This is a genomic window from Variovorax sp. Root411 (assembly GCF_001425205.1).
Lineage (GTDB): Bacteria > Pseudomonadota > Gammaproteobacteria > Burkholderiales > Burkholderiaceae_C > Variovorax.
The window spans coordinates 30,254-54,567 of record NZ_LMDW01000005.1; the positions used below are offsets into that span (position 1 = coordinate 30,254).

Below are 24,314 nucleotides of genomic sequence, written 5' to 3' on the forward strand. Positions count from 1 at the left end.
GTCAGCAAAACGACGCGGTGGTCTCGGGCTGCGCCGTGTCGCCGCCGCGCTCGTGCGCATCGCGCGCCAGGCTGCGCCGGTTCCAGAAGTGCATGGATGCCGCGCGCTGCGGCGTGAGCTGCGTGGGGAAATGCACGAAGTGGCTGTCGGTGGTCGCGTAGATCGCGGGCGCGTCCAGCGACAGCGTGTCCACCACCTGGGCCTCGGTGACGAGGCTGTGGGCATTGAAGACATTCGCGAAGTAGGTCTGGTCGCCGCCGTTGGCGTGCACCGACGAGCGGTCGGGCGCGGCCTCGATCTGCCGGCAGACGTCTTCCACCAGCGCGTGCATCGCGGGCGTGTTGCGCACGCCGACCACGCTGGAGTTCATGTTCCAGGCCGTGTGGTCGTTGCCCACCAGCGCCTGCCGGCCGTCGACCAGCGGCTCCATGCGCAGCGACTGGTTCATCGCCAGGATGTCCGCATCGATCCACAGCAGGAACTCGTGCTCCGCGAGGTGGCGCCGCATGACGTGCGGCTTGGCCCACGAGCCTGTCAGCCCGTTGGCGAAGTCGGGCACCTTGCGGTAGAGGTGGTAGCCGTAGCCATGGCGCAGGCAGTAGCGAGTGAGGCTTTCTTCGTGGATGCGGCCGTAGCTGGCGATGTGTTGCGTGTAGATGCTGACGAAGGCGATGCGCGCGCCGGGGTTCAGGTGCAGGTCGTCCTCGGGCGGTGGCGTGGTCCCGGCGAGCACGAGGAAGGGCGGGCGTTCGCCGGCGGCCAGGGCCGCGGCGTCCTCGACGAGGTTCTGCACGCCGCGGAAGTCGTAGTCCAGCGTCGGCGTCCACTGATTTCCGGCGCCTGTGCGGCGCCAGGTGGGCGCGTCGCTGGCCACCAGCGGGCGCACGCCCGCGATCGATTCGTAGTCGCTGCCCGCGGGCCAGTTGGCCTGCACGTTGGCGTGGATGCCGTTGGGCAGCGGAAGGGCGCAGGGGCGGGGCGGGAAGACATGGGCGACCAGCGCGTTCTCGGGCTGCTCGTTGTCCTCCAGGATGCGCACCGCCCAGTGGGAGACATGGTCGACCAACTGGCGCACCTGCTCGCGCACCCCCGCCGTGTTGCGCAGCAGCAGCATGCTGGTGTTGCAGAGCGCGTCGTCGTCGGGTTGCGCGCAGACCAGCGCGTCAATGCCGTCGAACGCCTCTTCCAGCGGTCGGGGCCAGTAGACGACCGCGAACTGGTCGAGCACCAGCAGCAGGCTGCCCTCATCGGCTTGCGCCAAGTGTTGGTAGATCGCGTGGTAGCGGAAGAAGACCGGCTGGCGGGGACCCCACACGTGGGTGCTGCCGGCGATGCGGTGCGCGTAGCCGTACCGGCGCGCGTAGGCCGCGTGGTTCTCGACCAGGCCCTCGACGGGGCGCGTGGCCAGCGTGGTCAGGATGGTGGCCATCTGATCCGTTCTCCCTTTCGATGTGGTCCCGCGGCGTTGGCCGCCGCTATGTGCCGCAGGCTTGCCGCACGACGCCGATGATGTACTCGATTTCCTCGTCGCCGAGCATCGGATAGAGCGGCAATGCGAGCGAACAGCCGGCCAGTTTCTCGCTGTGCGGCAGGGCGCCGGTGCCATGCCAGGGCCGCAGCGCCTCGTGCTGGTGCAGCGGTTGCTCGTAGTAGACGCGGGTGGCGATCCCGGATGCGGCCAGCCGCGCCGCGAAGGCCGCGCGTTCGCGGGGGCCGGGCAGGGTGATGACGAAATAGTTCCACGCGTGGCTCGCCGAGTCTCGCGGCAAACCGATCGGACAGTCCGCCCATGCCGTCATGTAGCGCGCCGCGATGGCGCGCCGTCGCGCGATGTTGTCCGGGAAATCGTCCAGCGCGGCATGGAGCAGGCAGGCCTGCAATTCGTCCATGCGGCTGTTGTGCCCGAGGCAGTGGTGCCGGCCGTCGGCGTAGCCGTGGTTGCGCAGCAGCCGGGCCTTGCGGGCGTGCTGCGGGTCCCTGAAGGCCAGCGCACCGGCGTCGCCGGCGGCGCCGAGGGTCTTGGTCGGATAGAAGCTCATCGCCGCGGCGTCGCCCCAGGTGCCGGCGGCATGGGCGCCCAGGCATTGCGCCACGTCCTCGACCAGCCACAGCTTCTCGTCGCGGCAGTAGGCGGCCAGTTCGGGCAGGCCGCTCGGGTCGCCGAAGAGGCCGACCGCGAGGATCGCGCGGGTGCGCGGCGTGCGGGCGTCGCGGAAATGCGCGAGCGTCGGCAGGAAGTCGTCCGGCGCACTGTCGACGAAGACCGGCCGCGCGCCCGCAGCGAGCACCGCTTCCGCGCAGGCGACGAAGGTGTAGCTCGGCAGCAGGACCTCGTCCAGCGCGTCTCCTCCGCCCGCGTTGCCGATGCCGAGGCTCTTGAAGGCCAGCAGAAGCGCTTCGGAGCCCGAACCCACGGCCACGGTCTCGCGGCCTTGCAGCAGGCCGGACAGCCGTGCCTCGAAAGCCTCGGCCTGCGGACCGAGGATGTACACGCCGCTGCGCAGCACTGCGGCGAGGGACTGGGCCAGGTGCGCGGCTCTCGGCTCGGCGGATGCGGCCGACCGGAACAGCGGGATCTTCATGCGTGCAGTACCTGGCAAGCCCGGGTCACGGCCGCCAGGCCATCGGCACCCGACGCGACGCGGCTGGCCTGGCCGAGGATCGCGCGCCTGAAGCCGTGGTACTGCCGTGCCAGGGCGTCGTCGCCGGTCGTCGTCGTCGAACGCGCGCTGCTGCGCAGGTCCAGCAACTGCTCCTGGTGGCCGTCGCACACCTGCAACCGGGCGATCGCCGGCGTGCTGGCGTAGCCGCTCTCGAATTCGGCGACCAGCGTGCCCAGCCGCACGCGCGCACGCACGCTGTGCGCGTCGACGTGCCGTGCGAGCACTTCCATTGGCGCTTCCGCGGGAATCGCGCACACCCAGGCGAACAGGTCGAGGTCGTGCACCATCAGGTCCAGCACGCTCTCCCTGGCCATGGCAATGCGCGTCGAATAGCGGCGAAACCGCATGAACGGACGCTGGTCCTGGCGGTGGCTTGCCGCGGCATTGCGCAGCCGGGCGAGGACCACGGTGTCGAACACCGGGTTGAAGCGCTCGATATGCCCGGTGCTCAGCGTCACGCCGCATTGCCGCGCCGTGCGGATCATCAGGGCACCGTCGTGCCGGTCAATGCAGAGCGGCTTTTCGACCAGCACGTGGCAGCCGCGCCGCATCAACGACAGGGCAACCTCGGCGTGCGCGTCGTCGCTGGTGGCAACGGTGGCCGACGCGATGCCCGGCGGCAGGTCGTCAAGGCTGGACAGCAATGGCAGCGCCGCGAGTTCTGCGCCGGCGCGGGCCGACGACGAGCAATCCACGAGGGCATTCAGCTGGAAGCCGCGCAGGGCGAGGAGCTTGCGGGCATGGACGCCGCCGAAGCGGCCAAGGCCCACGATCGCATGCGCCAGTGCGGCGTCGACCGGGCTCGCGGCTGCCGTATCGGCGGCGATGGCGGTCGGGCTGTCGTCGCTGGCAGGCGTCGTGAAGGTCATCGAGGCATCGACGGATGTGTCATCGCACCGCGTCGCGCAGCCGGTTCGCCACGGCCTGCAGATGCGCGCCGCGGATCACGTGCTTGTAGACGCCGGCCGCGACGCGTTCCTCTCCGAAGATTTCGAAGGCGGGTTTGGTGGCGGGCGCCTCCGCCAGTTCATAGCGCGTGGGCTGCGCAGCGAAGAGGCATTCCCGGCCGTAAGCCTGGGCGCCGAACTCGGCGATGAAGCCCGCCAGCTCGCGCTCCAGTTGGCCGCCGAAGCTGTGCGCATAACCGTGCATGTCGTCGAGCTTGGCCTGCAACTCGGGGCCGTCGAGCTCGACCATGACATGGCGCTCGGAAGCCAGCCGTGCCGGTGGACTCGGATGCCCCACGGTGGGATAGCCGAGCGAGACGACCGTGCGGCCGCGCGCCGCGGCGTGCGCGGCGACCTGGTTGGCCAGCAGGCGGCACAGGTCGTGCGAAGGGTTGTAGTCCTCGGCTTCATCGGCAACGATGCAGTCGATGCCTTGCTCCACGACATGCGTCGTCAAGGCGTGGACCCACTGCGTGAACAGGCGCGTGTCGCCTTCGAGCAGCGCCCGGTAGATGTCGGCATCGGCAACCGGCTGCACCACCTCCGCAATCCAGCGGGCACCCGCGCGCGCGAGGTTGTCGACCGTCGGTTCGAGCCGCGGCACGCCGCTCGAACCGGCGCCGTTGGTCAGCACCACGAAGTCCGGCCGCTCGTTGCGCAGCCACTTCCACAGCAGCAGTTCGTGGCCCGAATGGGCGGCGATCACCAGTGCCTTCATGCGCGTGGACCTCCGGGCCGGACGAGGGTTGACACTCGCCGCAGCGGCCCGGTTACGCGCCACGAACGGCTGGCGTAGACCTCGCGCAGCTGCGCCTGGAGCAAGGCGAGTTCGGTGCGCGCCTGCCGAGTCTGCTGCTCGGCTTCGGCCAGCCGTGCGTTGCCGTCGGCGTTCGATTGCGCCGCCTGTGCAGCCTGCGCGGCGGTCTGCGCGGCGGCGAGGTCCGCCTGCTGCCGCGCTTCCTCGGCTTGCTGTCGTGCCTCGGCCTGCAGTGCATCGAGCCGGGCCTGGTGCATGTGCTGATGGTGGTTGAAGGACTGCTGGAGCCCCTCGACGTGCTGCCGCAGCGAAGCGATGCCCAGATGCGCCGCCGACGGGTTGCCGCGCCGGATCCAGTCCTCCATGTAGCGGGCCATCTCATTCGCCCGCTGGCTCGCGGGCACCTCGATCACGGGATACTGCAGGGCCATGCGCTGCGCGCAGCGCTCGAGCGCGCCGAGCGATGCATCGAGGCTGCCATGCGCGCGCATCCATTCGCCGGCCTTGCCTGCATCCGCGGCGTCGTAGCGGTCGAGTTCGGCGCCCACGTTCTCCCGCGTGATCGGCCGGATCAGCAGCGCCCGGCCGAAATTCCAGCGCCTTGCGTGGGCCACGGTCGCGGCCGTCACCATCTCGCCCATGCCCGAACTCGGATCGAGCACCACCACCGCATTGCCGGTGCACAGCGCCTCGGTGGCGCAGCGCCCCTTGCCGAAGACGATGTCGTAGCGGCCGAGCGCCTCGGCCGGGTCGGGCAGGTGGTTGCCGGTGCCGCTGCCGATCACGTCAAGCGACAGCCCGCGCTGCACGCAGGCGGCGCGGACTTCCTCGAATTGCGCGTCGTGCGAGGCGTAGTTGCTGAAGACAAGTGCCGTCCGGGGCCGGACCGGCAACTCGCCGCGCCGGAGAAAGCGTGACAGGTCGATCCCGTTCTGGATCAGCTCGATGCGTTCGCGCGCGATGCCGAACTCGTGCACCAGGCGCTCAGCGCAGTTCTCGTCGACGGCCACATGGCAGACGACCTGCGTGAACTGCGCCGGGCGTCCATGCTCGGCGCTTCGGTCGTGGCATATCGTGAGGACCGGCACGTCATGGAAATGCAGCAGCGCGCGAACCGTCTCGTGGTGGGTGTTGCCGATGATCACGTCCGGCCGCGTCGCGATGTTGCCCAGTTCGGTGACGCAGGCTATGGAGGCAAAGCGCAGTTCGTCGGCCATGTCCCCGAAGGCCGTTGCAAAGATCGTGACGGCGTGCCCGCGGCGGCGCAGCCACAGCGCCAGGTCGCGGGTGAACATTTCCGCACCCGTTCGATGCACCAGGTAGCACATGGCCAGCAGGAAGTGCATCGGCCTGCCGGAGTGCGGCGCGTCCGCCGCTGGGACGGTCGCCGCGGCGTTCAATCGAGCGAGGGCGCGCCGGCCAGAACGTGTCCTGCCTGCTGGTCGGCGTGGTAGCTCGACCGCACCATCGCGCCCACGGCCGCGTGGCTGAAGCCCATCTTGTAGGCCTCTTCCTCGAACATCTTGAAGGTGTCGGGGTGCACGTAGCGGCGCACCGGCAGGTGCGAGCCCGACGGCGACAGGTACTGGCCGATGGTGAGCATGTCGATGCCGTGTGCGCGCATGTCGCGCATGACCTGCAGGATCTCCTCGTCGGTCTCGCCGAGGCCCACCATGATGCCGCTCTTGGTCGGCACGCCGGGGTGCAGCGCCTTGAACTTCTTCAGCAGGTTCAGGCTGAACTGGTAGTCGCTGCCGGGGCGCGCTTCCTTGTAGAGGCGCGGCGCGGTCTCGAGGTTGTGGTTCATCACGTCCGGCGGCGCGGCCTTGAGGATTTCAAGGGCGCGGTCATCGCGGCCGCGGAAGTCGGGCACGAGAATCTCGATCTGCGTCGTCGGCGAGAGTTCGCGGATGTTGCGGATGCAGTCGACGAAGTGCTGGCTGCCGCCGTCGCGCAGGTCGTCGCGGTCGACGCTGGTGATCACCACGTACTTCAGGCGCAGCTTGGCGATGGTCTTGGCCAGATTGAGCGGTTCGTCCTTGTCGAGCGGGTCGGGGCGGCCGTGGCCCACGTCGCAGAACGGGCAGCGGCGTGTGCACTTGTCGCCCATGATCATGAAGGTGGCCGTGCCGTTGCCGAAGCACTCGCCGATGTTCGGGCACGAGGCCTCTTCGCAGACCGTGTGCAGGTTGCTTTCGCGCAGGATCTGCTTGATCTCGTAGAAGCGCGTGGTGGGGCTGCCGGCCTTGACGCGGATCCACTCGGGCTTCTTGAGCACCTCGCCCTGCTGCACCACCTTGACGGGGATGCGCGAGAGCTTGGCCGCGGCCTTCTGCTTGGCCAGCGGGTTGTAGTTTTCGGCGCTTTGGGCGTCGCGGACGACTTCTGTGGTGCTCATTGGTGTGTCAAGGCGCAAGGAAGGCGCCGAGCTTCTGGCTCAGCACCGTGGCGGCTTCTTCCCATGTGGTTTGGATGCCGATTGTAGAAAGGTCGACCGTCTGCAGCCCCGCATACCCGCATGGGTTGATGCGGGAGAAGGGTTCGAGGTCCATCTCGACATTGAGCGCCACGCCGTGGTAGGTGGCGTGGCGGCTCACCTTGATACCCAGCGCGGCGATCTTGCCGAGACCGCGAAACGGGTCGCCCGCAGGCAGCGGGCCAGCGAGTGCCGAACCGGTTGAAGGCGATGCTTTCAGCATCGCGTGCGAGAACGGGTCGTCCAGCCGCACGTAGATGCCCGGCGCGCTCGCCACGCGGTGGCCGGTGACGCCGAAGTGAGCCAGCGTGCGCAGCACCGATTCCTCGATGCGATAGACGTATTCCTTGACGAAGTAGCCCGCGCGGCGCAGGTCGATCAGCGGGTAGGCCACCACCTGGCCGGGGCCGTGGAAAGTGACCTGACCGCCGCGGTCGGTCTGCACGACGGGAATGGCGCCGGGGTTCAGGATGTGGTCCTGCTTGCCCGCGATGCCTTGCGTGAAGACCGGGGCGTGTTCGCAGATCCATAGCGCATCGGGTGTGTCCGGTGTGCGCTCCTGCGTGAACTGCTTCATCGCCGCGAAGGTGTCGGCGTAATCGACACGGCCCAGCGGGCGCAGTTCGATGGCGGGGACGGTCGCGGCGGCGTCTGTCATGGCATGGCCCGCCGTGCGGGCAACTCGCGGCTCAAAGCACGACCTTGACCATCGGGTGCGCCGACAGCGCGCGGTAGATGTCGTCGAGCTGCTCGCGGCTGGTAGCCGTGACGATGATGGTCACGCCGAGGTAATTGCCGGCCTTGCTGTCGCGCAGCTCGACGGTGCTGGCGTCGAAGGCGGGGTCGAAGCGCTCGGCGATCTGGGTGATGGCGTGCACGAAGCCGTCGACCTTGGCGCCCATCACCTTGATCGGAAACTGCGAGGGGTACTCGATCAGCGATTCCTTGCGCGGATCGGGGATCGCGGTGGTGTCGGTGGTGGTCGTGTTGTCGGTCATGCCGGGGCTCCGTGTTTCTGTGCGTTGTGTTGCTTGGCCTGCTGGTAGGCCGCATACAAGCTCTGGTAGATGGGGCCGGGGCGGCCATTGCCAATAGCCTGCCCGTCGAGGGTGACGACGGGCAGCAGCTCCTTGCTGGCCGAGGAGATCAGCAGCTCGTCGGCGGCGAACACCTCGTCGCGCGAGATGGGGCGCAGCGCGAACGCAATGCCCTGCGCCTTGCACAGGCGCTCGAGCAGCCCGTAGCGGATGCCGGTCAGCACGAGGTTGTTCTTCGGCGGGCCCGCCAGCGTGCCGTCCTTCACGATCCACACGTTGCTCGACGAGGCCTCGCTGAGCCATTCGCCGCGGAACATGATGGTCTCGGCCGCGCCGGCTTCCACGCTGATCTGGCGCGCAAGCACGGCGCCCAGCAGGCTGGTGCTCTTGATGTGGGCCTTCTGCCAGCGGAAGTCGGCCGCCGTGACGCAGGCCACGCCCTTGGCGCGGATGGCATCGGAGATGGGCGGCAGCGGGTTCACCATCACGAACACCGTCGGGCGGAGCCCGCGCACCATCGCGTGGTCGCGCGGGGCCACGCCGCGCGTCACCTGAAAGTACACGGACTGGGGTGCGTCGCCGCCGGGCGCGACCAGGCGCATCACGATCTCGCGCCACTGTGCGAGCGACAGCGGGTTCTCGATCTGCAGCTCGGCCAGCGAGCGGTCGAGGCGCGCCATGTGCTCCTCGAAGCAGAAGGGCTGGCCGAAGTACACGGGGACGTACTCGTAGATGCCGTCGCCGAAAATGAAGCCACGGTCGAGGACGCTGATCTTTGCGTCGCGCAGGGCGGTGTATTCGCCATCGAGGTAACAAAGCGTGGCTGGCAGGGCATCGGTGATAGGGTGCATGGCGGAATTATGGTTGTGTGTGCCGCGTCGGGTTCGCGTCAGGGAATGCGGCGTCGATTTGCATGCGCGGCAACTCGGGTGGCGGGATAGGCTGGGTTTTTACTTATAATCAATGGCTTTGTAGAAATTCTGGGTCGTCATCCGGGCTTCATTCGAAATGAAAAAAATCGCCCGTCAAGACTCGGAGGTCGCTGAAGACCTCGACGCAGAATTCAAGCCGTTGACCGCCGATGAGGCGCGTGAACTGCGGGCAAAGAACCCTTCGGTCTCCCCATGGCGGGTGGTCGCGGGGCAGTTGGTTGTCGGTCTGGTGGTGGCTCTGGCCGCCTGGGGACTGACGGGGAGGCAAAATCTGGGTTGGTCCGCCGCTTACGGCGCGATCGCGGTGGTCATTCCGGCGGCGGTGTTCGCACGCGGGTTGACCGGCAGGTTCTCTTCCCTGAATCCAGGCACTGCGGTGTTCGGATTCTTCCTCTGGGAAATGGTCAAGATGGCCTTGTCCGTGGCGATGCTGATCGCCGCGCCAAGGCTGATTACGGCGCTGAGCTGGCCAGCAATGCTGATCGGCCTGGTGGTGACAATGAAGGCGGCCTGGTTGGCGGTGATGTTCTCGCCCCGGCGCCGGCAACAACGAGACGAGTAACGGAATGGCTGCTGAAAACGCTGCGGAACATGGTCAGACCGCTGGTGAATACATCGTTCACCACTTGACGCATCTGCAAAGCTCCAAGCCTGCAGGTGTGGCCGATCTTTCGGTCTTCAACTTCGATTCGCTGTTTTTCTCCATCGCTCTGGGTATCCTGGGTTGCTGGTTGCTCTGGCTGGCTGCTCGCAAGGCCACGTCGGGCGTTCCGGGCCGCTTCCAGGCTGCCGTCGAACTGCTGGTTGAAATGGTCGACCAGCAAGCCAAGGGCATCGTCCACAACGCCACGAGCCGCAAGTTCGTCGCACCGCTGGCCCTCACCATCTTCGTCTGGATCTTCCTGCTGAACGCAATGGACCTGTTCCCGGTCGATTTGTTCCCGGCGATCTGGGCCAAGATCTTCCACATCGCAGGCGAAGACCCGCACCACGCCTACCTGCGCGTGGTCCCCACGGCCGACCTCTCGGTGACGATGGGCATGTCGGTTGCCGTGCTCGTGATCTGCCTGTACTACAACATCAAGATCAAGGGGCTGGGCGGCTGGGTGCATGAGCTGTTCACCGCGCCTTTCGGCAACCACTGGGCGCTGTATCCCTTCAATTTCGCGATGCAGCTGATCGAGTTCATCGCCAAGACTGTCTCGCATGGCATGCGGCTGTTCGGCAACATGTATGCCGGCGAACTGATCTTCCTGCTGATCGCCCTGATGGGCGGCGCCTGGACGCTCTCGACCACCGGCGTGCTGCTGGCCCTGGGCCACATCGTTGCAGGCACGGCCTGGGCCATCTTCCACATCCTGATCATCACGCTGCAAGCCTTCGTGTTCATGATGCTGGCGCTGGTCTACATCGGCCAGGCCCACGATCACCACTGATCATTCGCTTTCGTTTTTTGTTTTTCGTTTTCTCTTCAACCAAAGTCCTCTAGGAGTCATCATGGAAGTTATTAGCTTTGTTGCACTGGCCGCCGGCCTGATCATCGGTCTGGGCGCTGTGGGCGCATGTATCGGCATCGGCATCATGGGCAGCAAGTACCTCGAGTCGGCCGCACGTCAGCCTGAACTCATGGGTGAACTTCAAACCAAGATGTTCCTGCTGGCTGGTCTGATCGACGCCGCTTTCATTATCGGCACCGGTATCGCTCTGTGGTTCGCAACGGCCAACCCGTTCCTGGCTCAGATCGCCAACCTGCCGAAGTAAGTCTTTCTCGTCGGACCTGCGTCGTCGTTCCCTAGTCCCCTAGCGAATGGCTTCGATTCAATCCCAAAGAGAGGGTGAAAAGTGAGCATTACCGGTACCCTGATCGTTCAGATGATCGTGTTCCTGATCCTGGTCGGGTTCACGATGAAGTTCGTGTGGCCGCCGATCGCGAAAGCGCTGGACGACCGCGCTGCGAAGATCGCCGAAGGCCTCGCTGCCGCCGACAAGGCCAAGTCCGAGCTGTCCGCCGCCAACAAGCGCGTGGAAGCCGAACTCGGTCAGGCACGCAACGAGTCCGCACAGCGTCTTGCCGACGCCGAACGTCGCGCCCAGGCCATCGTTGAAGAGGCCAAGGCCCGCGCGACCGAGGAAGGCAACAAGATCGTTGCAGCCGCACGCGTCGAAGCCGACCAGCAGGCATTGAAGGCCCGTGAAGCCCTGCGCGAGCAGGTTGCCGCACTGGCCGTCAAGGGCGCAGAGCAGATTCTGCGCAAGGAAGTGAATGCGGGCGTTCACGCCGATTTGCTCGCCCGTCTGCAGACCGAACTCTGATAGAAGCCATGGCTGAACTCGCCACCATTGCACGCCCCTACGCCGAGGCGCTCTTCAAGGCGTCGTCGTCCGACGTCGCCGGAACCAGCGTCTGGCTCGAAAAGGTTGCCGCCATCGCGGCCAACTCGGAGCTCCAGCAGCTTGCCGACAACCCCAAGGTTACGGCCGAGCAGGTTCTCGGCGTGGTCGCCGGTGCATTCGCTGCACCGTTGCCCGCCGCGGCCCAGAACTTCCTGGCTGCGCTCCTTGAGAACGGGCGTTTCTCGGTGCTGCCGGAAATTGCGAAGCAGTTCCGGACACTGGCCAACGCGAAGAGCGGCTCGTCCGACGCCGTGGTCTACAGCGCCTTCCCGATCGAAGTCTCGGCTCTGGCCAGCGTGGCGGCCGCGCTCGAAAAGCGCTTCGGTCGCAAGCTCCAGGTCACGGTCCAGCAAGAGCCGGAACTGATCGGTGGCATTCGTGTGGTGGTCGGCGACGAGGTGCTCGACACCTCCGTCAAAGCGCGCCTTGAACAAATGAAAGTTGCGCTGGCGGCCTGACCGGTCTCCATCGCCTTACAAAGAAAGAAGGAAAGAGTCATGCAACTCAATCCCGCAGAAATTTCCGAACTGATCAAGAGCCGCATCGAGGGCCTCGGGGTCAGCGCCAACATCCGCAACGAAGGCACCGTGGTTTCGGTGACCGACGGCATCGTGCGCGTGCACGGCCTGTCGGACGCGATGCAAGGCGAAATGCTTGAATTCCCGCCGAGCGCAGACGGCACGCCGTCGTTCGGCCTCGCACTGAACCTCGAGCGCGACTCCGTCGGCGCCGTGATTCTGGGCGAGTACGAGCACATCTCCGAAGGCGACACCGTCAAGTGCACGGGCCGCATCCTGGAAGTGCCCGTGGGCCCCGAGCTCATCGGCCGCGTGGTGAACGCACTGGGCCAGCCGATCGACGGCAAGGGTCCGATCAACGCCAAGATGACCGACGTGATCGAAAAGGTCGCTCCCGGCGTGATCGCACGGAAGTCCGTCGACCAGCCGATGCAAACGGGCCTGAAGTCCGTCGACTCGATGGTGCCCGTTGGCCGTGGCCAGCGCGAGCTGATCATCGGCGACCGCCAGACCGGCAAGACGGCCGTGGCCATCGACGCGATCATCAACCAGAAGGGTCAGAACATGACCTGCGTCTACGTTGCGATCGGCCAGAAGGCTTCGTCGATCAAGAACGTGGTGCGCGCACTCGAACAAGCCGGCGCGATGGACTACACCATCGTGGTGGCGGCATCGGCTTCCGAATCGGCGGCCATGCAATACGTGTCGGCCTACTCGGGCTGCACGATGGGCGAATACTTCCGCGACCGCGGCCAGGACGCGCTGATCGTCTATGACGACCTGTCCAAGCAAGCCGTGGCCTACCGCCAGGTCTCGCTGCTGCTGCGCCGCCCGCCGGGCCGCGAAGCCTACCCCGGCGACGTGTTCTATCTCCACAGCCGCCTGCTCGAGCGCGCGGCCCGCGTGAACGCCGACTACGTCGAAGCCTTCACCAAGGGTGAAGTCAAGGGCAAGACCGGTTCGCTGACCGCGCTGCCGATCATCGAAACGCAAGCCGGCGACGTGTCCGCTTTCGTGCCGACCAACGTGATCTCGATCACCGACGGCCAGATCTTCCTCGAAACCAACCTGTTCAACGCCGGCATCCGCCCCGCCATCAACGCCGGTATTTCGGTGTCGCGCGTGGGTTCGTCGGCGCAGACCAACCTGGTGAAGAACCAGTCCGGCGGTATCCGTACCGACCTGGCGCAGTACCGCGAACTTGCGGCCTTCGCACAGTTCGCCTCGGACCTCGACGAAAGCACCCGCAAGCAACTCGACCGCGGTGCCCGCGTGACCGAACTGCTCAAGCAGAACCAGTACAGCCCGCTGCCCATCTCGCTGATGAGCGCCACGCTGTTCGCTGTGAACAAGGGCTTCATGGACGACATCGACGTCAAGAAGGTGCTCTCGTTCGAACACGGCTTCCACCAGTTCCTCAAGGCCAGCCACGCTCCGCTGCTGGCCACGATGGAAAAGAATGGCGCCAAGTGGGACCCGAAGCCCGCCAAGGCCGACGACAGCGACGAGAAGAAGGCCTTCAAGAAGGCCTGCCAGGACGCGGAAGCCGAACTGCTGGCCGCCGCCACTTCGTTCAAGAAGTCGTTCGCCTGATCGAAGCCTTGATCGACGCAAGAAGGAGCTCTCATGGCAGCTGGTAAGGAAATCCGCGGCAAGATCAAATCGGTGGAAAACACCAAGAAGATCACCAAGGCCATGGAAATGGTCTCGGTTTCCAAGATGCGCAAGGCGCAGGAACGCATGCGCGCCGCTCGCCCCTACAGCGAAAAGATCCGCAACATCGCGGCCAATCTTGGCAAGGCGAATCCGGAGTACACCCACGCGTTCATGAAAACGACCGAGGCCAAGGGCGTCGGTTTCATCATCGTGACCAGCGACAAGGGCCTGTGCGGCGGCTTGAACACCAATCTGCTGCGTGCCGTTACGGCCAAGCTGCGCGAAGCGCAGGCAGCTGGCAATGTGGTCGAGTCGGTCGCCATCGGCAACAAGGGCCTGGGCTTCCTGAATCGCATCGGCGCCCGCGTGGTGGCCCATGTGACGCAGTTGGGCGACACGCCGCATCTCGACAAGCTCATCGGGCCGGTCAAGACGCTGCTCGACGCCTATGCCGAAGGCAAGCTCTCGGCCGTGTACCTGTGCTACACGAAGTTCATCAACACCATCAAGCAAGAGCCGATGGTGGAGCAGCTGCTGCCGCTGAAGGCCGAGACGCTGCAGGTCGAATCGGGCCATCATTCGTGGGACTACATCTACGAACCCGACGCGCAAAGCGTGATCGACGAGCTGCTGGTGCGCTATGTGGAATCGCTGGTGTACCAGGCCGTGGCCGAAAACATGGCGTCCGAGCATTCGGCGCGCATGGTGGCCATGAAGGCTGCGACCGACAATGCGGGCAACGTGATCAGCGAACTGAAGCTGGTCTACAACAAGACCCGACAGGCCGGCATCACCAAAGAGCTGTCGGAAATCGTGTCCGGCGCGGCTGCGGCCGCAGGCGTTTGATCGAGGCAATGCAACAGGCCGCGTTGCTGATCGGATGCGATCTGCGCGTCCGCTAACCCAAGGCCTATTTTTAGGGGACTCTGCGCAAAATGAAGAAGATTCTTGCTCTGGTGGCGGTTGCCGCCGCCCTGACTGCCTGCTCCAAGAAGGAAGAGGCGCCCGCGCCTGCACCGGCTCCCGCCGCTGCGCCCGCTCCGGCCCCCGCTCCCGCAGCAGTGCCGGCCGCTCCCGCCGCAGCCCCGACGGCATCGGCCGACCTGCCGCAGGAGTGCAACGATTACCTTGCCAAGGTGCAGGCGTGCGTTTCTTCGCAAAGCGGTGCCGCCGCCGACGCGATGAAGTCCAACCTCGACCAGACGAAGGCCACCTGGGCTTCGATGGGCGCAGACAAGGCTGCGCTGGGCCAGGCCTGCAAGGCTGCTTCGGACGCCTTCGCTGCGCAAGCAACGGCCATGAAGTGCTAATGAGCTGACGACGACTAGAAACTCAAGGGTGCCGGCCCGTCCGGCATTCTTGCAAAAGCGGCCCGTTTCGGCACCAGGACGCTTCTGCAAGAACCTGTCGCAAATTTATTGAGATCCATCCAGAAGGAAACGCCATGGCTGAAGGAAAAATTGTCCAATGTATCGGCGCCGTGGTCGACGTGGAGTTCCCGCGTGACCAGATGCCCAAGGTGTACGACGCCTTGAAATTCGAAGGCAGCGCGCTGACTCTCGAAGTCCAGCAACAGCTCGGCGACGGCGTGGTGCGCACGATTGCGCTGGGCTCGTCCGACGGCCTGCGCCGCGGCATCATCGTGAAGAACACCGGCGCCCCCATCACGGTGCCCGTGGGCAAGGCCACGCTCGGCCGCATCATGGACGTGCTGGGCGCGCCCATCGACGAGCGCGGCCCGGTCGGCCAGGAGCTCACCGCTTCGATCCACCGCAAGGCTCCCGCGTACGACGAACTGTCGCCCTCGCAAGACCTGCTGGAAACCGGCATCAAGGTGATCGACCTGGTGTGCCCGTTCGCCAAGGGCGGCAAGGTGGGCCTGTTCGGCGGCGCCGGCGTGGGCAAGACCGTGAACATGATGGAACTCATCAACAACATCGCCAAGGCTCACTCGGGCCTGTCGGTGTTCGCCGGTGTGGGCGAACGTACCCGCGAAGGCAACGACTTCTATCACGAGATGGCCGACTCCGGCGTCGTGAACCTCGAGAAGCTCGAAGACTCCAAGGTCGCCATGGTCTACGGCCAGATGAACGAACCCCCGGGCAACCGTCTGCGCGTGGCGCTGACCGGCCTGACCATCGCCGAGTCGTTCCGCGACGAAGGCCGTGACGTTCTGTTCTTCGTGGACAACATCTACCGCTACACGCTGGCCGGTACCGAAGTGTCGGCGCTGCTGGGCCGCATGCCTTCCGCCGTGGGCTACCAGCCGACGCTGGCCGAGGAAATGGGCCGCCTGCAAGAGCGGATCACGTCGACGAAGGTCGGCTCGATCACCTCGATCCAGGCCGTGTACGTGCCAGCCGACGACTTGACCGACCCGTCGCCCGCCACGACCTTCGCTCACTTGGACTCGACTGTGGTGCTGTCGCGTGACATCGCTTCGCTCGGTATCTACCCCGCCGTGGACCCGCTGGACTCGACCTCGCGCCAGCTCGACCCGAACGTGGTCGGCGAAGAGCACTACAACGTGGCCCGCGCCGTGCAAGGCACGCTGCAGCGCTACAAGGAACTGCGCGACATCATCGCGATTCTGGGCATGGACGAACTGGCGCCCGACGACAAGCTCGCCGTGGCCCGTGCCCGCAAGATCCAGCGTTTCCTGTCGCAGCCGTTCCACGTGGCCGAAGTGTTCACGGGCTCGCCTGGCAAGTACGTGCCGCTGGCCGAAACCATCCGTGGTTTCAAGATGATCGTGAACGGCGAAGCCGACCACCTGCCGGAACAAGCGTTCTACATGGTGGGCAGCATCGACGAGGCGTTCGAAAAGGCCAAGAAGGTCGCTTAAGAAGGAATCACCATGGCAGGCACCATTCATGTGGACGTGGTCAGCGCGGAAGAGTCGATCTTCTCGGGCGAAGCCAGGTTCGTCGCGCTGCCCGGTGAAGCCGGTGAGCTCGGCATCTACCCGCGCCACACCCCGCTGATCACGCGCATCCGCCCCGGCGCCGTGCGCATCGAAACGGCCGACGGCGGCGAAGAGTTCGTCTTCGTGGCCGGCGGCATTCTCGAAGTGCAGCCCAACGCCGTCACCGTGCTGTCCGACACCGCGATCCGCGGCAAGGACCTCGACGACGAAAAGGCCAACGTGGCCAAGGCCGCGGCAGAGGAAGCGCTGAAGAACGCGAGGAGCGACATCGACATCGCGATGGCGCAATCGGAGCTGGCCGTGATGGCCGCGCAGATCGCAGCGCTGCGCAAGTACCGCCAGAAAAAGTAATCGGTCTTCCCGGTTGCTCAGTCAAGAAGCCGCCCTCGGGGCGGCTTTTTTGCTTTTGAAGCTCGCACCGTCTCGTCTTGCTTTGATCTGAATTTGGTCGAAGTTCAGCCTTGTCCGGCTAAAGGCCTCCGCCTAGTATTCGCCTTCGCCCCAACCAGGGCGCGGCGAAGACAAGAACACCGGAGACAAGACGCGTGGCACGTTGGAGTGGCATCACTGCGGACGAGATGCGGCTGCTGGAAACGACCTTCTGGTCGGCCGGCGGTTCGCGCCACGCCATGGCCGAGCAACTCGGCTTTTCGAAGAGCAAGGCCAACGGGCTGATCGCCGGCCTCGTCGATCAGGGCCTGCTTGCCGAAGCCGGCCTGCAGCGCTCCTCGGGCGGGCGCCGCGCCGAGAACCTCCAGCTGAATGCCGGGCTCGGCGTGCTCGTCGGCATCGACATCGGCGCCACCAGCCTCGACGTGGCCGTGCTGCGGCCCGACCTCACCGTGCTCGCGCAGCATGACGAGCCCGCCGACGTGCGCGAAGGCCCGGCCGTGGTGCTGGCGCGCGTGCGCACGCTCATGCGCGAACTGCTGGCCCGCTGCAATGTGGGCGCCAGGGACGTGCTCGGCATCGGCATTGGCGTGCCCGGCCCCGTGAACTTCGAGATCGGCCAGCTCGTGAATCCGCCACTGATGCCGGCTTGGGACAGCTTCTCGATCCGCGACTACCTGCGCGAGGACTACGCGGCGCCTGTCTTCGTCGACAACGACGTGAACCTGATGGCGCTCGGCGAACTCTGGCGCCTGAAGCGTTCGCTGAGCAACTTCCTCGTCATCAAGATCGGCACCGGCATCGGCTGCGGCATCGTCTGCCACGGCGAGGTGTATCGCGGCGCGGCCGGTTCGGCCGGGGACGTGGGGCACATCTGCGTCGACCAGGAGGGCCCGCGCTGCCACTGCGGCAATCTCGGCTGTGTCGAGGCCATGGCCGCCGGCCCCGCGATCACGCGCATGGCGATGCAGGCGGCCGAAGCCGGCGAAAGCGCGGCGCTCGCCGAATGCCTGCGCGTGCACGGGCGCATCGACGCGATCGATGTGGGCCAGGCCAGCCGCGGCGGCGATACGGCGGCCAACGCCATCATCCAGCGCGCGGGCAGCCTGATCGGGCAGATGCTCGCGTCGGTGGTCAACTTCTTCAATCCGTCGCACGTGTTCATCGGCGGCGGCATCACGCGCATCGGGCCGTTGTTCCTGGCGGCCGTGCGGCAGAGCGTCTATCAGCGCTCGCTTGCGCTCTCGACGCGGCACCTCGAAATCCAATACACGCCGCTGGGCGTGCAGGGCGGCCTGGTGGGTGCCGGCGTGCTCGCGATGCACGAGACACTGAAGGTCCGCGGGGTGGCGCCATGACGGCAGCAGCGGAAAGCAAGGGAAGCGTCGCGGTCGAATTCGACGGCGTGGTGAAGGCCTTCGGCCCGGTGCAGGTGCTGCACGGCGTGAGCTTCTCGCTGGCGCCAGGCCACGTGTACGGGCTGCTCGGCGAGAACGGCGCGGGCAAGTCGACGCTGATGAAGATCCTCGCGGGCTATGAATCGCTGAGCGGTGGCACGCTGCGCGTCAACGGCCAGCTGCAGCAGTTCGGGAGTTCGCGCGACGCCGAGGCGCTGGGCATCGTGCTCATCCACCAGGAGTTCAACCTCGCGGAAGACTTGAGTGTGGCGCAGAACATCTTCCTGGGCCATGAAAAGAAGAAGGGCTGGCTGCTCGATGACGCATCGATGGAGCGCGACGCCGCCGCCGCACTCGCCGCGGTCGGCCTGAACATCGACCCGCGCACCAAGGTCCGTCGCCTCATCGTCGCCGAGAAGCAGCTCGTCGAGATCGCCAAGGCCATCGCCCGCCGCGCGCGCCTGCTCGTCATGGACGAGCCCACCGCGACGCTGACCCCTGGCGAAACCGAGCGCCTGTTCAAGCTCATCGCGCAGCTGCGCGCCGACGGCGTGACCATCGTCTACATCTCGCACAAACTCGACGAAGTGGAGCAGGTGACCGATGAGGTGATCGTGATGCGCGATGGCCGCTTCGTCGCGCGTGCGCCCACGCCCGAGGTCACGCGCCAGCAGATGGCCAACCTCATGGTGGGCCGCGAGCTGGCGGACCTCTACCCGCCGCGCGACGTGGTCGTGGCGGCCGATGCCCCCGCCATGCGCGTGCGCAACTTCAGCGTGCCCGGCTGGGCGCAGGAGGCGAATTTCGAGGTGCGCCCCGGCGAGATCCTCGGCTTTGCGGGCCTCGTCGGCGCGGGCCGCACCGAACTCTTCGAAGGGCTGCTCGGCCTGCGCCCCGCGAGCGGCGGCGTCGAGATGCTCGGCAAGCCCGTGCCCGGCGGCAAAGGCTGGCGCAACCCGCGCGACGCCGCGAGGCACGGCCTCACGTACCTCAGCGAAGACCGCAAGGGCAAGGGCCTGCACGTCAACTTCGGCCTGCGTCAGAACCTCACGCTGATGGCACTCGAGCGCTATGCACAGCCATGGCTCAAGCCCGAGGCCGAACGCGGCGCGCTCGCCGAGGCGGTGAAGGACTACGGCATCCGCACCGGTTCGCTGGACGTCAAGGCCTCGTCGCTGTCGGGTGGAAACCAGCAGAAGCTCGCGCTCGCCAAGGTGCTGCAACCTCGCCCCAAGGTGGTGGTGCTCGACGAGCCCACGCGCGGCGTCGACGTGGGCGCCAAGCGCGACATCTATTTCCTGATCCAGCGACTCGCCCGCGAAGGGCTCGCGGTGATCGTCGTCTCGTCGGAGCTGATGGAGCTGATCGGCCTGTGCCACCGCGTCGCGGTGATGCGCGCGGGCCGGCTCGTCGCCACGCTCGATGCGAACCATCTGACAGAAGAGGAGCTCATCGCTCATGCCACCGGAACCGCAAACTCCCCCGCAGTCGCTTGAGGCCGCGCGGCAGCAGCACCGCAGCGAGGCGAAGCCGCGCTGGACGCAGCGCCTGCACGGGCTCGGCCCGGTCATCGGACTCGCGCTGCTGTGCATTGCCGGCACGCTGCTGAACGGCGACTTCGCGACGCTCGACAACGCGATGAACGTGCTCACGCGCACGGCCTTCATCGGCATCATCGCGGTGGGCATGTGCTTCGTGATCATCTCGGGCGGCATCGACCTGTCGGTGGGCTCGATGGCCGCGCTCATCGCCGGCAGTGTGATCATGTTCATCAACTGGGCCGGGCCGGCCTCGGGCTCGCCGCTCCTCGCGGTGGTGATGGGCGCCGTGCTGGCGGTGGTGCTCGGCGCGGTGTTCGGCCTTGCCCATGGCCTCTTGATCACCAAGGGGCGCATCGAACCGTTCATCGTGACGCTGGGCACGCTCGGCATCTTCCGCGCGTACCTCACCTACTTCGCCGACGGCGGCGCGCTCACGCTCGACAACGAGCTGTCGGACCTCTATGCACCTGTGTACTACGCGAGCCTCGCGGGCATTCCGGTGCCGGTGTGGGTGTTCGTGATCGTCGCGATCATCGGCGGTGTGATCCTGAACCGCACGGCCTACGGGCGCTACGTGCAGGCCATCGGCTCGAACGAGCAGGTCGCGCGCTACGCGGCCGTGGACGTCGACCGCGTGAAGATCCTCACCTACGTGCTGCTCGGCGTGTGCGTGGGCATTGCCACGCTGCTGTACGTGCCGCGCCTGGGTTCGGCTTCACCAACGACCGGCCTGCTGTGGGAACTCGAGGCCATCGCGGCGGTGATCGTCGGCGGCACCGCGCTCAAGGGCGGCGCGGGCAGCATCACCGGCACCGTGGTGGGCGCGATCCTGCTCTCGGTCATCAGCAACATCCTGAACCTCACCAGCATCATCAGCGTGTACCTGAATGCGGCGGTGCAGGGCTTCGTGATCATCATCGTCGCGTTCCTGCAGCGTGGACGCCGCTAGTTCTTTCTCGTTCCCGTTCCATCAACCACAAGGAGACACCCAGCATGACGACTTTCACCCGACGCCTCGCACTCACGGCAGTTGCCGCTGCTGCATTCGCCAGCCTGCCCGCGCTCGCCGCGGAGAAGGTCAACCTCGGCGTTTCGATTCCCGCGGCCACGCACAGCTTCATGGGCGGCATCAACTACTGGGCCAACCAGGCGAAGAAGGACCTCGAGAAGGAACACAAGGACCTGAAGATCACGATCAAGACCGCGGCGAACGCGCCCGAGCAGGCCAACCAGCTGCAGGATCTGTCGACGGTCACCAAGATCAACGCGCTGGTCGTGTTCCCGTTTGAATCGGCTGCACTGACGAAGCCGGTCGCGCAGGTCAAGGCGAAGGGCGCGTACGTCACCGTGGTCGACCGCGGCCTGACCGACACCAGCGCGCAGGATGCGTACGTGGCCGGCGACAACACGGCCTTCGGCAAGATCCCGGCCGAGTACATCGTGAAGCAGCTCGGCGGCAAGGGCAACGTGGTCGCACTGCGCGGCATCGCCACCACGCTCGACAACGAACGCATGGACGCCTTCAACGCCGTGCTCAAGGGCAGCCCCGACATCAAGCTGCTCGACGCCAAGTACGCCAACTGGAACCGCGACGACGCGTTCAAGGTCACGCAGGACTACCTGACGCGCTTCAAGAACATCGACGCCATCTGGGCCGCCGACGACGACATGGCCGTGGGTGTGCTCAAGGCCATCGAGCAGGCCAAGCGCGACGACATCAAGATCATCTTCGGCGGCGCGGGCGCCAAGGGCATGGTCAAGACCATCATGGACGGCAAGGACAAGCGCATCGGCGCCGACGTGAGCTACTCGCCGAAGTTCATCTACGACGCGATCAAGCTCACGGCGGAGGCGCGGCTGAAGGGCGAGAAGCTACCGGCGACCACGATCATTCCTTCGGTGCTGATCACCAAGGAAAACGCCAAGGACTTCTACCACCCCAACTCGCCTTTCTGAGCGCGGCTTGCCTTGCCCCCTCTCCCCTCGGGGAGAGGGTTGGGGTGAGGGCCGACGGCGATTGCAAAGGCGGTGCGTATGCAAGCGCTGATGCCCTCACCCTAACCCTCTCCCAAAAGGAGGGGGGACAGTTACCAAGTCAGGAACATCGAGGAGATTGATGACCGATACACCTCTTCGCAAACTCCGCTACGCCATGGTCGGCGGCGGCCGCGACGCCTTCATCGGCGGCGTGCACCGCAAGGCCATGGCGCTCGACGGACAGATCGAGCTCGTCGCGGGCGCGCTCTCGTCGAGCTCCGACAAGGCGCGCGCCTCGGGCCGCGACCTCGGCCTGGCCGACGGCCGCAACCACGGCGACTGGCAGTCGCTGCTGGCCGACGAGTTGAAGCGCCCGCTGGAAGAGCGCATCGACTTCGTGTCGATCGTCACGCCCAATCACATGCACTTTCCGGTGGCGCAGGCCTTTGCCGAAGCCGGCTTCCACGTGGTGTGCGACAAGCCGCTGGTGCACACGCGCGTGCAGGCCGAGGCGCTGGTCGCCGCCGTGGCGAAGCAGGGCACGGTGTTCGGCGTCACCTACAACTACACCGGCTATCCGATGGTGCGGCAGGCGCGCGAGATGGTGCGCTCGGGCCAGATCGGCGAGGTTCGCAAGGTCGTCGTCGAATACAACCAGGGCTGGCTCGCCAGCCACGTCGAAGGTGGCACCAACAAGCAGGCCGACTGGCGCACCGACCCCGCGCGCAGCGGCGCGGCCGGTGCCATCGGCGACATCGGCTCGCATGCCGAGAACCTCGCGGCCACCGTCACCGGCCTGCAAATCGAAAGCCTGTGCGCGGACCTGAGCGCGCTGGTGCCGGGCCGCATGCTCGACGACGACGGCAGTCTGCTGTTGCGCTTCAAGGGCGGTGCGCGCGGCGTGCTGGTGGCCTCGCAGATCAACACCGGCCTGGAGAACGACCTGCGCCTGCGCGTCTCCGGCACGCTGGGCACGCTCGAATGGCGCCAGGAGCAGCCGAGCCAGCTGATGCATCTGCCGCACGATGGACCGAAGCGCGTGCTGACGCGCGGTGCGCCTTGGCTGTGCGAAGCCGCGAAGCGCGCCAGCCGGCTGCCGGCGGGGCACCCCGAAGGTTTCATCGAAGCCTTCGCGAATGTCTACGCAGGCGTTGCGGCGGACATCCGCGCGCGGCTGGCGGGCCAGCCGGTCGACCCGCTGGACGCCGACTACCCGCGCGTGGAAGACGGCGCGCGCGGCGTGCGGTTCATCGAGCGCACGGTGGCCTCGGCGAAAAGCGAATTAAAGTGGACGCCCTGGTAGCGCGCTGCGCGCTGCACAGGCCTCCATGACACCTTTTGCCTCCGACGCATCTTCTTCATCGACGGCACAGCAGCCCTGGGTGGCTGCCCTGTGGCGGCGCTGCATCACGTTGTTCCCGTTGAAGCTGGTCGGCAACACGGTCGCCACCCTCGGCTTCTTCCCGCTCTACTTCTGGATCATGAAGCACGCCGGCCAAGCCTGGGTGCTGCCGCTCACGGCCGTCGACCATCTCATCGCCTTCTGGCCAGCGTTGCTGCCGGTGTACCTCTCGCTCTGGGGCTACATCGCGCTGCCGGTGCTGCTGGCCAAGGACAAGCGCGAGTTATTGAGCTTCTCCTTCGGCTGCGCGGCGATGACGGTCTTCGCACTGCTCGTGTTCTGGTTCATGCCCACGGCGATTCCGAACTTCGCGGTCGATACCGCGCCGGGCACCTCGCTGCAATTCCTCAAGATGGTCGATTCGGCCGGCAACGCCTTTCCCTCGCTGCACGTCTCGTTCTCGGTGTTCACCTGCGTCGCGCTGGCGCGGCAGCTGCGCGAAGTGAGGGCGCCGAGCTGGCTGCGCATCGTCAACGTGGCCTGGGCCGTGGGCATCGTCTATTCGACGATGGCGGTGCGCCAGCATGTGTTGGTCGACGTGCTGGGCGGCCTGGCGCTGGGCGTGGCGCTTGGTGTTGCCACACGGCAGCGCGGCCCGGCGCTCGCACCGGTGCACGCGCGCCCGGCGTAGGCCGATTGCGGTATTCCGCCGCGGCGGAGTGCGCGGTACAACCCGGGCATCGTCGTTCACCGGTGTGGGAGCTCGCCATGAAGATTCGTTTGTCCGCCGTCGCAGCCTGCATCGCGGCCATCGCATGTCCTGCGTTCGCCCTCGACTTCCCTTCGCGCAAACCCGGCCTGTGGGAAATCCAGACCGGGGACGGCACGGGCACGGGCAAGGGCCCCGGCGCCGGCCACACCATGCAGCAGTGCATCGACGCGGCCAGCGACAAGGCGCTGCGCGACATGGGCCAGGGCATGAGCAAGGACATGTGTTCGAAGCAGGAGCTGCGTTCCGACGGCGGCAAGCTGGTGATGGACTCGGTCTGCAAGATCGGCAACACGGTCGCCACCTCGCATGCGGTGTTGAGCGGCGACTTCGGCACGGCCTACCGCATGGAAAGCAAGTCGACCTACAACCCGCCGCTGATGGGCCGTGCAGAGGGCGCGAGCGTCATGGAGGCCAGGTGGATCGGCCCCTGCAAGGCCGACCAGAAGCCGGGCGACATGGTCATGTCCAACGGCATGAAGATGAACGCGCTCGACATGATGAAAAACCGGCCGAAGAAGCCGTAGCCCGCCGCACACCGGGTAGGCGCCGGCCCACAGCGCTTTGCGCCTGCCGTGGTGCGGCGGGAAAC

At 66.3% G+C, this 24,314-nt stretch carries 26 protein-coding genes; 17 read left to right on the forward strand and 9 right to left on the reverse strand.

All coding sequences use genetic code 11. From position 1 onward, the window contains the following. Window position 1: 1 nt before the first annotated feature. From ASC92_RS09610 to ASC92_RS09650, 9 genes are read right to left on the reverse strand one after another with little or no spacing between them, the layout of a single operon-like run. The gene (locus ASC92_RS09610) at window positions 2–1,429 is read right to left on the reverse strand and encodes a hypothetical protein (RefSeq protein WP_056513890.1); all 1,428 of its coding nucleotides are present in this window, start codon (window positions 1,427–1,429) and stop codon (window positions 2–4) included. Window positions 1,430–1,475: 46 nt separating this feature from the next. Continuing rightward, on the reverse strand, window positions 1,476–2,582 hold the full coding sequence (locus ASC92_RS09615; RefSeq protein ID WP_056513894.1) for a DegT/DnrJ/EryC1/StrS family aminotransferase: 1,107 nt from the start codon (window positions 2,580–2,582) through the stop codon (window positions 1,476–1,478). Beyond that, entirely contained in the window at window positions 2,579–3,532 is a 954-nt protein-coding gene (locus ASC92_RS09620; RefSeq protein WP_056513896.1) for a Gfo/Idh/MocA family protein, read from the reverse strand. The genes ASC92_RS09615 and ASC92_RS09620 overlap by 4 nt, the downstream gene beginning before the upstream one ends. A gap of 19 nt (window positions 3,533–3,551) precedes the next feature. Beyond that, window positions 3,552–4,328, reverse strand: coding sequence for a hypothetical protein (locus ASC92_RS09625; protein ID WP_056513899.1), 777 nt, complete (start codon window positions 4,326–4,328; stop codon window positions 3,552–3,554). Beyond that, window positions 4,325–5,713, reverse strand: a complete 1,389-nt coding sequence (locus ASC92_RS09630; protein ID WP_235505758.1) for a glycosyltransferase family 4 protein — start codon at window positions 5,711–5,713, stop codon at window positions 4,325–4,327. Before ASC92_RS09630 ends, ASC92_RS09625 begins: the two co-directional genes overlap by 4 nt. 50 nt (window positions 5,714–5,763) lie before the next feature. Next, window positions 5,764–6,765 (reverse strand): lipoyl synthase, encoded by a 1,002-nt coding sequence (gene lipA, locus ASC92_RS09635; RefSeq protein WP_056513906.1) that lies wholly within the window; start codon window positions 6,763–6,765, stop codon window positions 5,764–5,766. A gap of 7 nt (window positions 6,766–6,772) precedes the next feature. Beyond that, window positions 6,773–7,501 carry a lipoyl(octanoyl) transferase LipB gene (gene lipB, locus ASC92_RS09640; RefSeq protein ID WP_056513909.1) on the reverse strand — a complete coding sequence of 243 codons (729 nt, stop codon included), beginning with the start codon at window positions 7,499–7,501 and terminating at the stop codon, window positions 6,773–6,775. A 31-nt stretch (window positions 7,502–7,532) separates the two neighbouring features. Further along, window positions 7,533–7,841, reverse strand: coding sequence for a YbeD family protein (locus ASC92_RS09645; protein WP_056513912.1), 309 nt, complete (start codon window positions 7,839–7,841; stop codon window positions 7,533–7,535). Further along, a complete protein-coding gene (locus tag ASC92_RS09650) occupies window positions 7,838–8,731 on the reverse strand; it encodes a D-amino acid aminotransferase (protein WP_056513915.1) in 894 nt (297 codons plus the stop codon). The genes ASC92_RS09645 and ASC92_RS09650 overlap by 4 nt, the downstream gene beginning before the upstream one ends. Window positions 8,732–8,888: 157 nt before the next feature. Here ASC92_RS09650 and ASC92_RS09655 point away from each other — a divergent pair, with 157 nt between their 5' ends. The 17 genes from ASC92_RS09655 to ASC92_RS09735 all read left to right on the forward strand — a co-directional run bounded on the left by ASC92_RS09655 (window position 8,889) and on the right by ASC92_RS09735 (window position 24,249). Next, complete coding sequence (locus ASC92_RS09655) at window positions 8,889–9,374, forward strand: ATP synthase subunit I (protein WP_007830187.1); 486 nt, start codon at window positions 8,889–8,891, stop codon at window positions 9,372–9,374. Window positions 9,375–9,378: 4 nt separating this feature from the next. Further along, entirely contained in the window at window positions 9,379–10,248 is an 870-nt protein-coding gene (gene atpB, locus ASC92_RS09660) for a F0F1 ATP synthase subunit A (protein ID WP_056513918.1), read from the forward strand. Window positions 10,249–10,309: 61 nt separating this feature from the next. Beyond that, complete coding sequence (gene atpE, locus ASC92_RS09665) at window positions 10,310–10,573, forward strand: F0F1 ATP synthase subunit C (RefSeq protein ID WP_007830191.1); 264 nt, start codon at window positions 10,310–10,312, stop codon at window positions 10,571–10,573. Between the two features lie 81 nt (window positions 10,574–10,654). After that, on the forward strand, window positions 10,655–11,125 hold the full coding sequence (locus ASC92_RS09670; RefSeq protein ID WP_007830193.1) for a F0F1 ATP synthase subunit B: 471 nt from the start codon (window positions 10,655–10,657) through the stop codon (window positions 11,123–11,125). 8 nt (window positions 11,126–11,133) lie between these two features. After that, the gene (locus ASC92_RS09675; RefSeq protein ID WP_056513920.1) at window positions 11,134–11,664 is read left to right on the forward strand and encodes a F0F1 ATP synthase subunit delta; all 531 of its coding nucleotides are present in this window, start codon (window positions 11,134–11,136) and stop codon (window positions 11,662–11,664) included. 39 nt (window positions 11,665–11,703) lie between these two features. Next, window positions 11,704–13,317 carry a F0F1 ATP synthase subunit alpha gene (atpA, locus tag ASC92_RS09680; RefSeq protein ID WP_056513924.1) on the forward strand — a complete coding sequence of 538 codons (1,614 nt, stop codon included), beginning with the start codon at window positions 11,704–11,706 and terminating at the stop codon, window positions 13,315–13,317. 33 nt (window positions 13,318–13,350) lie between these two features. Continuing rightward, entirely contained in the window at window positions 13,351–14,226 is an 876-nt protein-coding gene (gene atpG / locus ASC92_RS09685; protein ID WP_056513926.1) for a F0F1 ATP synthase subunit gamma, read from the forward strand. An 89-nt stretch (window positions 14,227–14,315) separates the two neighbouring features. Then, a complete protein-coding gene (locus ASC92_RS09690; protein WP_056513929.1) occupies window positions 14,316–14,690 on the forward strand; it encodes a hypothetical protein in 375 nt (124 codons plus the stop codon). Window positions 14,691–14,824: 134 nt separating this feature from the next. Further along, the gene (gene atpD, locus ASC92_RS09695) at window positions 14,825–16,225 is read left to right on the forward strand and encodes a F0F1 ATP synthase subunit beta (RefSeq protein ID WP_007830203.1); all 1,401 of its coding nucleotides are present in this window, start codon (window positions 14,825–14,827) and stop codon (window positions 16,223–16,225) included. 12 nt (window positions 16,226–16,237) lie between these two features. Continuing rightward, window positions 16,238–16,657, forward strand: coding sequence for a F0F1 ATP synthase subunit epsilon (locus tag ASC92_RS09700; RefSeq protein ID WP_056513932.1), 420 nt, complete (start codon window positions 16,238–16,240; stop codon window positions 16,655–16,657). Between the two features lie 227 nt (window positions 16,658–16,884). Then, entirely contained in the window at window positions 16,885–18,054 is a 1,170-nt protein-coding gene (locus ASC92_RS09705) for an ROK family protein (RefSeq protein ID WP_056513936.1), read from the forward strand. Then, window positions 18,051–19,589 (forward strand): sugar ABC transporter ATP-binding protein, encoded by a 1,539-nt coding sequence (locus tag ASC92_RS09710; RefSeq protein WP_056513938.1) that lies wholly within the window; start codon window positions 18,051–18,053, stop codon window positions 19,587–19,589. The genes ASC92_RS09705 and ASC92_RS09710 overlap by 4 nt, the downstream gene beginning before the upstream one ends. Further along, window positions 19,552–20,583, forward strand: coding sequence for an ABC transporter permease (locus tag ASC92_RS09715; RefSeq protein WP_056513942.1), 1,032 nt, complete (start codon window positions 19,552–19,554; stop codon window positions 20,581–20,583). The genes ASC92_RS09710 and ASC92_RS09715 overlap by 38 nt, the downstream gene beginning before the upstream one ends. A 44-nt stretch (window positions 20,584–20,627) precedes the next feature. Then, window positions 20,628–21,590 carry a substrate-binding domain-containing protein gene (locus ASC92_RS09720; RefSeq protein ID WP_056513945.1) on the forward strand — a complete coding sequence of 321 codons (963 nt, stop codon included), beginning with the start codon at window positions 20,628–20,630 and terminating at the stop codon, window positions 21,588–21,590. A gap of 160 nt (window positions 21,591–21,750) precedes the next feature. Further along, on the forward strand, window positions 21,751–22,914 hold the full coding sequence (locus tag ASC92_RS09725) for a Gfo/Idh/MocA family protein (protein ID WP_056513947.1): 1,164 nt from the start codon (window positions 21,751–21,753) through the stop codon (window positions 22,912–22,914). A 25-nt stretch (window positions 22,915–22,939) separates the two neighbouring features. Then, window positions 22,940–23,644, forward strand: coding sequence for a phosphatase PAP2 family protein (locus tag ASC92_RS09730; RefSeq protein ID WP_056513949.1), 705 nt, complete (start codon window positions 22,940–22,942; stop codon window positions 23,642–23,644). A gap of 77 nt (window positions 23,645–23,721) precedes the next feature. After that, window positions 23,722–24,249 carry a DUF3617 domain-containing protein gene (locus tag ASC92_RS09735; RefSeq protein ID WP_056514132.1) on the forward strand — a complete coding sequence of 176 codons (528 nt, stop codon included), beginning with the start codon at window positions 23,722–23,724 and terminating at the stop codon, window positions 24,247–24,249. The last annotated feature ends 65 nt before the right edge of the window (window positions 24,250–24,314 follow it).